Source organism: Psychromonas antarctica (genome assembly GCF_022267535.1).
Taxonomy (GTDB): domain Bacteria; phylum Pseudomonadota; class Gammaproteobacteria; order Enterobacterales; family Psychromonadaceae; genus Psychromonas; species Psychromonas antarctica.
Genome location: NZ_JAHNZV010000020.1, coordinates 37,125 through 47,364 on the forward strand (window position 1 = coordinate 37,125; position 10,240 = coordinate 47,364).

10 protein-coding genes are annotated in these 10,240 nt (G+C 39.0%); 3 read left to right on the plus strand and 7 right to left on the minus strand.

The features are described from left to right. Window positions 1–59: 59 nt before the first annotated feature. Window positions 60–494 carry a thioredoxin TrxC gene (gene trxC / locus KSO91_RS07400; protein WP_238742322.1) on the minus strand — a complete coding sequence of 145 codons (435 nt, stop codon included), beginning with the start codon at window positions 492–494 and terminating at the stop codon, window positions 60–62. Window positions 495–988: 494 nt separating this feature from the next. Here trxC and KSO91_RS07405 point away from each other — a divergent pair, with 494 nt between their 5' ends. From KSO91_RS07405 to KSO91_RS07415, 3 genes are all read left to right on the plus strand, one after another. Then, entirely contained in the window at window positions 989–1,786 is a 798-nt protein-coding gene (locus tag KSO91_RS07405) for a transporter substrate-binding domain-containing protein (RefSeq protein ID WP_238742323.1), read from the plus strand. A gap of 184 nt (window positions 1,787–1,970) precedes the next feature. After that, window positions 1,971–2,918, plus strand: a complete 948-nt coding sequence (locus KSO91_RS07410) for an amino acid ABC transporter permease (protein WP_238742324.1) — start codon at window positions 1,971–1,973, stop codon at window positions 2,916–2,918. Window positions 2,919–2,940: 22 nt separating this feature from the next. Further along, entirely contained in the window at window positions 2,941–3,666 is a 726-nt protein-coding gene (locus KSO91_RS07415; RefSeq protein ID WP_238742331.1) for an amino acid ABC transporter ATP-binding protein, read from the plus strand. Between the two features lie 163 nt (window positions 3,667–3,829). Here KSO91_RS07415 and KSO91_RS07420 read toward each other — a convergent pair whose 3' ends face one another. The 6 genes from KSO91_RS07420 to mdh form a co-directional block, all read right to left on the minus strand. Next, on the minus strand, window positions 3,830–4,189 hold the full coding sequence (locus KSO91_RS07420; RefSeq protein WP_238742325.1) for a hypothetical protein: 360 nt from the start codon (window positions 4,187–4,189) through the stop codon (window positions 3,830–3,832). A 23-nt stretch (window positions 4,190–4,212) separates the two neighbouring features. Continuing rightward, window positions 4,213–5,568, minus strand: coding sequence for a hypothetical protein (locus KSO91_RS07425; RefSeq protein WP_238742326.1), 1,356 nt, complete (start codon window positions 5,566–5,568; stop codon window positions 4,213–4,215). A gap of 459 nt (window positions 5,569–6,027) precedes the next feature. After that, complete coding sequence (locus tag KSO91_RS07430) at window positions 6,028–6,396, minus strand: sirohydrochlorin chelatase (RefSeq protein ID WP_238742327.1); 369 nt, start codon at window positions 6,394–6,396, stop codon at window positions 6,028–6,030. Between the two features lie 127 nt (window positions 6,397–6,523). Next, window positions 6,524–7,942: a siroheme synthase CysG gene (cysG, locus tag KSO91_RS07435; RefSeq protein ID WP_238742328.1), complete on the minus strand. Its 1,419-nt coding sequence runs from the start codon at window positions 7,940–7,942 to the stop codon at window positions 6,524–6,526. A 97-nt stretch (window positions 7,943–8,039) separates the two neighbouring features. Further along, window positions 8,040–8,459, minus strand: a complete 420-nt coding sequence (locus KSO91_RS07440) for a CBS domain-containing protein (protein WP_420830945.1) — start codon at window positions 8,457–8,459, stop codon at window positions 8,040–8,042. Between the two features lie 403 nt (window positions 8,460–8,862). Next, complete coding sequence (gene mdh / locus KSO91_RS07445; RefSeq protein ID WP_238742330.1) at window positions 8,863–9,810, minus strand: malate dehydrogenase; 948 nt, start codon at window positions 9,808–9,810, stop codon at window positions 8,863–8,865. Window positions 9,811–10,240 lie beyond the last annotated feature (430 nt).

Here is a 10,240-nt window from a genome sequence, read left to right on the forward strand (position 1 = left end):
CATTCTAATCCAGACCTGCATATGCCCAGTTACCCGAGATAGCACAGTCTTATTTTAACTTACTTATTTAATGCCTTATCCAACCAACCATTAAATTGAGTTTTTGAAAGCGCCCCACTTAGCATATCGACTCTCTGACCGTTCTTAAACACCATTATCGTCGGAATACTGCGTATTTGATACTCACCAGCAAGGGATTGATTCGCTTCAGTATCTATCTTAACAAATCGAACCGTCCCTTTTCTTTGTTTGGCAACTTCTTTGAATACTGGTGCAAAACCGACACATGGCTTACACCACGGAGCCCAGAAGTCAATAACAACAGGCTTATCACTGAACAAAATAGGATCAAGGTTATTATCAGTTCCTTCAATTGGGGCTCCATCAAAAAGAGAAGCTTTACATTTTCCGCATGTTGCAGAATCTGTAACTTTATCTTGAGGAACGCGATTCATGGCGGAGCACGACGGACAACTGGTTTTAAATGATGACATTTCTTACCTCTTAAAATTCAATTTTTATTTATTAGACTTTACTAATATACAGCAAGCATTAATAAAAGCGAAGAATAAAATAATAGCAGCGCCCCCTTCTGCTTTGGCTATGTTAATTAACCTAAGCAAAAAAGCGAGGAAAGTAAATCATCTAAACGAAACATTCTGCTAATTAAGCAACAAAAAAGTTTCGCTGTTCCATAATTTGGAAAATATTGGCATCGAGCATTACCAATCAATAGGAGACGAATCATAAAGCCCCCTCCTACAGAAACTATTTAGGACATAACCGGAGATCTCCCTAATATTAAATAAGGCATGTATTTTGCTTTATTAACTAACATGTACGTAAAAAGATATTTACAACTTAATCTTTACACAAGCACAAGCGAAGTTTTATTCTATTAAAGTGATTTTTTATGCGAAAATTCTGTTATTTAGTGAATAAATAGCTACTATGGACTTTTTGATCGATATGATAAGGGATAAACGTAATGAAGAATAAAATATGCAAGATGCTCGTTTTAGGTGCAATGACGCTCAGCTCAGTAAGCGCTAATGCAGGTGCAGGATTAGACCGTATCGCAGAGTCAGGGGAACTACGAGCATGCTTTGACGCGGGATACATGCCCTTTGAAATGAAATCTAAGAACAATAACTACGTTGGTTTTGATATCGACTTAGGTAAAGAAATGGCAAGGCAAATGGGTGTTAAGTATGTACCTGTAAACACAGCATGGGATGGTATTATCCCCGCCCTTATAACAGGTAAATGTGACCTAATTATGGCTGGAATGACGATCAATGCTCAGCGTAATATGAAAGTCAATTTTGCAGACCCCTATATTGTAGTAGGCCAATCCATCATCTTGAATCCTAAGTTAAGAGGGAAAATCAGCAGTTATAAAGATCTAAATGCACCTGAATATACGGTGACAAGTAAACTAGGTACAACAGGTGAGGTTGTTGTAAAAAGAATGCTCAGCAAAGCTAAATATAACGCATTTGAAACCGAAACAGATGCCGCTATGGAAGTGATAAATGGTAAAGCAGATGCCATGATTTACGACATGCCATTTGTATCTATCTATACAGCTCAAAATAGCGATAAAGTTGATTCTATTCTTGAACCTTTCACTTATGAACCGCTTGGTTGGGCTGTAAAACAAGGCGATGCGGATATGATTAACTTCTTAAATAACTTTCTTCGTCAAATTAAAGGTGATGGCACTTACGATCGAATCTATGACAAATGGTTCAAAAGTGACGATTGGTTGAAACAAATTAACTAAGTCAATTAGTCATACCATCCAGCTTAATATTGAGATCTATTTTGAGACGTGCAGTTCTAACTGAGCTTAAACTACAACGCAGTAAGAACTGCACGTCTAAATATAAAATAGCCCCATTAATTCTGCTAATTAGTATTAGATGCTTTTTGCACCTAGATACTTGCATCCTTACCTTGGTATTAAAATGCAAAATAAAAAACACAATGTGGTCTGGCAGGCACTGTTTGTATTAACATTAATCATCATTGGATTTGCAGTTTATTCGGCATCACAAAAGATTGATTATACGTGGCAATGGAATCGTATTCTCCCTTATATAATAGATTCGTCGCCCGCTGAAACCTTCGCTGAAAATGATGGCCAAGTCACTATTAATGAAAACGGCACAATTACTGTCGATTTCGACAACGGCGATCCTGCTTTACTTATCAAAAAAGCAGATCATCTGTTTGTCAGTGATGGCGCTTTTATTTTTGCAGGTGATAAAATATCCAGCGTCAACCAGAAGAGCATGGGGGTACTGCTAGAAGGTCTATTGATGACCATTAAACTATCTGTCATATCCCTGTTTTTTGCCATTATTATAGGCTTAATCGCTGCGCTAATGCGTATTTCTCAAAATCCTCTTAGTCGCAATTTCTCTTTTTTATATATAGAGATTATTCGTGGTACACCACTGCTGGTGCAAATATTTATTGTCTATTTCTTCTTAGGAACTATTTTTGATTTAGATAGGTTCACTGCGGGTATTACTGCTTTATCCGTTTTCACCGGCGCTTATATTGCAGAGATAATTCGTTCAGGCATTCAGTCGATACCACCCGGTCAAATGGAAGCTGCTCGCTCGTTGGGAATGAATTATCCAACCGCGATGACTTACGTCATTCTACCTCAGGCATTTAAACGTACCTTACCGCCAATGGCAGGACAGCTAATTAACTTAATCAAAGATTCATCGCTGGTGTCTGTTATTTCAATCACAGACTTGACCAAAGCTGGACGAGAAGTCGTTGCCGGCAGCTTCGCGACATTTGAAGTGTGGTTTACGGTAGCAGCGCTTTATCTTGTACTTACATCAACATTATCTTTTGCTATTCAGCGCATAGAGAAGAGGTTATCAAACAGTGACTAGAGCAGATTATAAAGGCGAAGAGATGGTGATCGCCAACAGTGTAGATAAAATATACGCAAACAACTGCCATGCGCTTAAAAAAGTTTCTGTTACGGTAAAACGTGGAGAGGTTGTGGTTATTATTGGGCCATCAGGCTCAGGTAAATCTACATTTTTACGCACCCTAAATCAGTTAGAAACCGTTACCGAGGGAGAAGTCATTATCGATGGTATTAAGATGTATGACCCTTCAACAAATATTAATACACTACGTGAAAATGTAGGCATGGTATTTCAGTCTTTTAATCTTTTCCCACATTTATCTGTTAAGAAGAATGTCATGCTTGCCCCTTTAAAAGTGCTTAAATTAAGCAAAGCACAGGTTGAAGAAGAGGCGATCAAATTACTTACTCGAGTGGGCTTAGGCGAGAAAATAAATGTCTTTCCAAGTCAATTATCAGGAGGTCAGCAACAAAGAGTCGCGATAGCAAGAGCTTTAGCCATGAAACCAGACTTGATGTTATTTGATGAACCAACATCTGCACTAGATCCTGAAATGGTTGGAGAAGTGCTAGAAGTAATGAAATCACTCGCTGAAGAGGGGATGACCATGGTGGTGGTAACCCATGAAATGGGCTTTGCAAATGAGGTGGCCGACAGAGTTTTATTTATGGAAGATGGTCAACTTCTTGTTGATGATGTACCGGATAAATTTTTTAAAAACCCGTCTCATCCAAGATTAAAGAAATTCTTATCGAGCATTTTGTAATTTACAAAGTGGACAGCATAAAACGGTAGGTATCAGGTCGGAATGGCATAACAGTCAGCCTTCCGTCCTTCCCAAAAGATTTACTACGGTTTTAAAAGTTTACTATTGAGTAATATTAGTTCACGCATTATCTCTTAGGCGCATTAATAAAGTAATGCCTTAATTATGCTGTTATTGATATATCCGTATGCATAGCTTCACTATGGTGACATTCAATATGTAAATGTTTAGCAGTTAAGCTTAATTCTCTCACCACTATCTTAGCCGTTTCACGCAGTAAAGTGATCGCTCGTTCTTCATATTCAGCTAATACCTGAAGGTGGATGGCTGCTACTGTTTCAATATTCACATCACCTGCATATAATTCGCGATATTCCTGCCCATCATCAGCCCAGTAACCTCTTTGTTTTGAGACCGTCGCACCGCCAAAGTGTTTTGATAGTGCATTACCAAAAAGATCGGCTACTTGAACATAAGTATTATCAGTACAGGCTAGGTAGGCTATAAAAGTTATACGAGTCATGTGATTATCCTATTAATGTTTGCTCACTTTTTACCATGGTAAACATAGACGGTCGCCATAACAACTAAGGCACAAGCAGACCAAAGACTAACATCAGGGCTTAACCATCGAAACAGATCAACTAAGCCTAAAATATTATCGTTCTTCAGTTTAGCAGCATTGCCGCTCATGTTTAATGCAAAATCTATTACCGCTACCCCACCAATGGACACTAAAATCATCTCAATGGTTCTATTTTGAGATATTTTACGCTCTTCAGTAATCCGTTCTAAACGGGAGCGAATAAAGTTAGCACGTTCGCAAGTTGTTTTTTCCAATTCGTTTATTTGCCAGCTGGCAATAAAATTATCGACTAATTCTTTTCTATTTCCCTGAATACTGCGAGTCGCTTCGGCGAAATCCAGTTTAAGAAAATTAAGCAATTCTAATCGCCTAGCCGTTTGTGTCAGCAAGGAATCGGTCATCCTCGCTTTAAATCCTTTTTTCTGTTCGAGTTTAAGTAGATCCCTTAGGGTACTTTTAAAAACGCCACCATAAATGGTCATGAAAGCTGAATATATTTGGGCAATAGCCGTTGCTCGGAATACATCTTTGGCTACGGTATCGATATTATCTGAAAATACCAAGTAGTTACCAGAACCAATAAACATCTGAAACGCCCCGGTATTAAAAAAAACTTTTTCTGCACAATTTGCCCATGTCATAAATTGGTTTTTAGCATTTTCAGAGAGAGAGGAACTGCATACCTGCAGGCACCTTCCAGTCCAAAGCAAGTGCTCCGGATTATATCGGAGTTTAAAATCTAAATCGCTGTAGATAGGATCTTTGCACTGAACACGCCCAGCACTTCCTAACAAATCACTTGATATTGGATGCAAAGCATCTAAAAAATTGGGATAAATAACATGCTGATAGATGCTTTCCGCAATAACCGAAAAAGCCTGATCTATCGTTGAAAGATCCAATCGTTGTAAAGCGGTCGAATCAAGAGTATCAGAGGATAAAGCAAAATCTATTCTGAGCAATCCAAGCGTATTATCAAAACAATATAGTTCAGCACACTGAAGTTTAAGACCTCGTTTGTCGGTAAATTTTATAATATCTTCCATCACGGCATGATCATCGTCAAGATTAACGACTCGCTTTAAGATAGGCTGAAAAGTTTCAGGAATTGCATCACGATCTAGATTCCCATAACCGTATTTCCAATTAAGAGAATCGGGCAATAGTTGTTGTGATAATAACAAATCAAAGGACTTACCCGTTAATGGCAGAGATAATTTAGCTTGCTTGAGATCTTCGGATAGACTTTCACTTTGCATATTAATCGGGGTGCGTACAGGGGTCGTGGTGCTGAAAACAAGTGGAGATGCAGCCATAATATGTATCATCCTTTGATATTCGATTATGCAATGAGTATAAAGAATATTGATTCGGGAGTATAGGCAAAAAATATCAGGGAAAGAGATGATTTATCATAGTTAATCAATGGGATATATGTCAATCAACAGACAATTAGTGGTGCCACTAACAGTGCTGGCGGCCATCATTATTGGAGCCTGGATACAGATTTCCATAGCGACCTTTAGATGATAACCTCAACGGGGGAGAGTGAAAGCGAAGTTATCTTTAGGATCATAAGGTGAGAAAACAACCTCATACAATATTGATAGTTTTGCGTGATTCAAGGCAACCGAGTGATCAGCTATGGCAATCCATTCGTCAATAGATAGTTAACATCCGTACTGATTAATATCGTCCAGATAAAGCACAGGAATCGATGGGAAGAAAGCTTTCACTTTCTACGAGCTAACAGCAATGCTATATCATTTGCCTGATTATTTGATGGCGTTAGCAGAGCTAACCAATAGATCCATTATTAATGTTGAAGCACCGAGGTGTGCTGCTATTTTAATTTCAATATCAGGGTAATACGGCTTAGTTTCATTAACAATTTGAGGGATATCTTCAATAACATGACGACCAGAATTAAGAAAATAAGGTAATACGATAATTGACGTTGCACCATCATCGACACATTTTTTTATCCCCTCGGGTATCAGTGTGTCTGCCAGCTCTAAAAAACCTGCATGAATAATTTTATATTGTTCAGAACAGTGCTGTTTTAATCGCTCAGCTATCGCAACCACTTCCTCATTTGACTGTTTCCGGCGACTGCCATGGGCAATAATTAATAATGCTTTCATCTTATATATCCTATTTCTATTTTTAGAAAATGGCATTATTCACGACCAACTTAAATTTGCTCTCTGGCAATCGTAATTCGCTTATACGTATTTTACGTTGACGTTACATAACAGGTGATAACCAATTCTAATTGAGGTTTACCAAGAAGGGATCTCGGGACAGCTTTTGATGAGTTTCAGGATTAAACCATGTTAGTTTATTCGCCAAACTGACCACCTCACCAATAATAATCAACGTTGGCCCTTGCACGCCGCCAGCAAGTTGTACTAATTCAGAAAGTTTGCCGAGTAGCACATGCTGATCGGGCCGGGTCCCGTTACTGATCAATGCAACAGGGGTGTCTTTGGCACGACCAAAATGGAGCAACTGCATTTGTATCTCTTCAGCCTCTAATATGCCCATATAAATAACCAGCGTTTGATTACTAATTGAGAGAGCTTGCCAATTAAGCGCGTCACCATCGGGTTTTCTATGTCCAGTGACAAAAGTGACCGACTGTGAAAAATCTCGATGAGTAAGCGGAATGCCAGCGTACGCACTACACCCCGAAGCAGCCGTTATTCCTGGCACAACTTGAAAAGCAATACCGGCCTCGACAAGCTGCTCAAGTTCTTCGCCACCACGACCAAAAATAAATGAATCGCCACCTTTTAGGCGAACGACTTTTTTACCTTGTCGCGCATACTCCACCAGCATCTCATTTGTTCTGGATTGTGCTACCTCATGATTCCCGGCATTTTTACCAACAGAAATTAAATCAGCATCTCTGCGCACTAAATCTAAAATCTCAGACGAGACCAATCTGTCATAGAGAACGACCTCTGCTTGTTGCATCAATTGCAATGCTTTTAAGGTAAGTAATGAAGGATCGCCAGGACCGGCTCCGACTAAGGCAACTTCACCATAAGCTACATCAGAAGTTAAATCTTCCTCCATCAATTTAAGAGCGTTATCGGTTTGGCCCTTTTCTAATAAGCTCGCTAGTCGACCATTTCCAAAGAGTTTTTCCCAATAACGGCGACGTAATGAGACGTTTTTAATGACTTTTTTAACACGGTGTCGAAATTCACCGGAGATAGTGGCTAAACGCCCTAAATGCATCGGCAATAAAGTTTCTAAGCGCTCACGGATTAAACGTGCTAATACGGGCGCGTTTCCACTGCTTGAAATGGCAACAATAATCGGTGAACGATCAACAATAGAGGGCATGATAAAGCTAGAAAGCTCTGGTGCATCGACCACATTGACTAATAATTGCAATTTATTTGCAGCGGTTGCGACTTGCTGATTTATCATTTTCTGATTTGTCGCTGCAATCACTAACCATTTGCCAATTAACAAATCTGAAGAAAAACATTGCTGAATGACCTTTAGCTGCTTCGCCTGTGCTTTTTCCAGAATACGAGCATCAACTTGGGGGGCACAGACAGTCACGTCAATACCGGCTTTAAGTAATAAATGCACTTTACGTAAGGCGACATCACCTCCACCAACAACAAGACATGGTCGGCTTTCGAGTTTGGCAAAAATAGGTAGGTAATCCATCTGAGTGCTCAATATAAATTAGAAGAATGAGTACTATAAAGAAAAATTTAGCTGAATTAAAACACTAAAAAAGCATTTGTTATTTCATTTAATACTATTACTTATTAAGCGGAAGAGAATAATCCAATAAAGCACGCACACCATCATGCCAAGTAAAGATGCCTTTCACCACCCCATTCTCTAATACCGGTAAACAGCCTATTTTATTGTCCAACATTATGATTAATGCCGCATGGATAGATAAATCGGGATTAATAGTAATAGGTGAGCGTGTCATTATTTGATGTGCGCGTTTATTGAGGGTTGTTTTATCACGAACAGATTCGGCATCCGTACCTAAGAAAGGACTCAAACAACGCAATAGATCACGATCACTGATAACTCCTTGTAATTGATCATCTTCAATCACTAAGATATGGCGGAAGGTCGCACAATCAAGGATCTGTTTTACAACGGTCAATCTATCATCCATATCCACAGTTGCGACACGAATGGTCATTACATCACAAACATTCATTTTCAATCTCTTTATAACTGGCTCCAAGCGGTTAAAGTCTAAGTATAAAAAAACGGCTTTAACCGATTCGGAAAATGTGAATTAGTCGATCCCCATGTTACTTCAAGATACAAAATCAGCAAGTGATATTGTACTTAGATGTTAGGCACGAAATGTAATATAGTTGTTCTCCATTGAGATTTCATAACAATGCAGGAGAATGCAATTTGGCTTGTACCTCTTTCGAAAACCAGTAGTGCGTTATAACATTCGATACGGGATTTACCATTCAAGGTGTTAAATGCTTGCGTTTACAGCGGCCGATAGGATTAACACAGTTAATCTTATCGGCCTTTATGCAGTGCCTTATTGTTGTCTCCGAGCGGAGTCCGGATAAAGCATATTAATGTGATATGAGTATATATTATTCGTCTTTATTTAGAACAAAATCAATCCCTTTTTGAATATCTGCATGCAACACGGATAACATCTCTTGTTTTTTCTGCTCTTCAAAAGGGCTTAACTCACCAAAGGGGAGAACGCGTTCAATACCATTTTTACCCAGTAGCAATGGCTGAGTGAAAAATGGCGAGCAGGCATTACCACCATCAACATAAGCATTTTGAATAATACCTTGCTTACCTAGCAAGGCTTGCACAAGATTAACGCCAAAAATAGAAGCCGCACGCGCCATTGAAAGTGTTGCTGAACCTCCACCCGCTTTCGCTTCGACAACTTCGGTACCTGCATTTTGGATCCGCTCAGTCAGTTCAATCACTTCTTGATCACTAAAATGAACACCTTGTACCTGCGATAAGACAGGTAAAATAGTCGTGCCGCTATGGCCACCAATAACATTAACACGCACATGCTCTGCAGGAAGCCCCGTTTTCTCAGCGACAAAATCCTCTGCACGAATAACGTCTAAGGTAGTAATACCAAAGAGTTTGTTTTTATTATAGACACCTGCTTTTTTAAGCACTTCTGATGCGATAGCAACGGTCGTATTAACGGGATTAGTTATAATACCTATACATGCTTCGGGCGCGACTTCTGCCACTTTAGCAACTAATTTAAAGATAATACTGGCATTAATATTAAACAAATCGGAGCGGTCCATGCCCGGTTTACGTGCAACACCAGCACAAATCAACACCACATCAGCGCCTTCAAGTGCAGGTGAGGGATCGTCTCCGGCATAACCTTCCACTTTGACACTGGTAGGAATATGACTTAAATCTTTCGCTACTCCAGGGGTCACTGCAGCAATATCATAAAGTGATAACGATGAATTTTCAGGCAGATCAAGTTTTAACAATAACGCGAGGGCTTGCCCAATTCCACCAGCGGCACCCAAAACAGTAACTTTCATAACAACCTCCACGGAGAGTGATTAATATAATATGTTTGTATACTTTAGTGAAAAATAACGAGGTTTGTTGAAAATGTTAAATCATTGTGATCAGTGTAAAGCTAAATCGCCAGCTTACTGATATTTAAGAGAGGTAACGCTTACTTTCAGAATAAATATATTAATAAAAATATCTATTTTTAGTTTTTACCACTTTAAATAACCTCCGGCAGGGATAAAAAAAGATGTTTTCTTATCCCTAAATCAATGCAAGGGGGAATCTAAAACAAATCTAAAAACAAGGCCCTCTCACATGACGATAATCAACAGAAACGGTTCTAAATTTGCTTATTTATTTTTTATTGGCGGTGACTTTTTGAGGATATATCACCTTAAAAGCAAACCGATTTTCGTTATCAAAAAACCACAGGTAAATTAATAAGTATTTGTT

Coding starts and splice junctions, on each gene's coding strand:
- trxC (WP_238742322.1), bottom strand. CDS start 494: ATGTCATCATTTAAAACCAGTTGTCCGTCGTGCTCCGCCATGAATCGC.
- mdh (WP_238742330.1), bottom strand. CDS start 9,810: ATGAAAGTTACTGTTTTGGGTGCCGCTGGTGGAATTGGGCAAGCCCTC.
- KSO91_RS07440 (WP_420830945.1), bottom strand. CDS start 8,459: ATGAATGTTTGTGATGTAATGACCATTCGTGTCGCAACTGTGGATATG.
- cysG (WP_238742328.1), bottom strand. CDS start 7,942: ATGGATTACCTACCTATTTTTGCCAAACTCGAAAGCCGACCATGTCTT.
- KSO91_RS07420 (WP_238742325.1), bottom strand. CDS start 4,189: ATGACTCGTATAACTTTTATAGCCTACCTAGCCTGTACTGATAATACT.
- KSO91_RS07410 (WP_238742324.1), top strand. CDS start 1,971: ATGCAAAATAAAAAACACAATGTGGTCTGGCAGGCACTGTTTGTATTA.
- KSO91_RS07430 (WP_238742327.1), bottom strand. CDS start 6,396: ATGAAAGCATTATTAATTATTGCCCATGGCAGTCGCCGGAAACAGTCA.
- KSO91_RS07405 (WP_238742323.1), top strand. CDS start 989: ATGAAGAATAAAATATGCAAGATGCTCGTTTTAGGTGCAATGACGCTC.
- KSO91_RS07415 (WP_238742331.1), top strand. CDS start 2,941: ATGGTGATCGCCAACAGTGTAGATAAAATATACGCAAACAACTGCCAT.
- KSO91_RS07425 (WP_238742326.1), bottom strand. CDS start 5,568: ATGGCTGCATCTCCACTTGTTTTCAGCACCACGACCCCTGTACGCACC.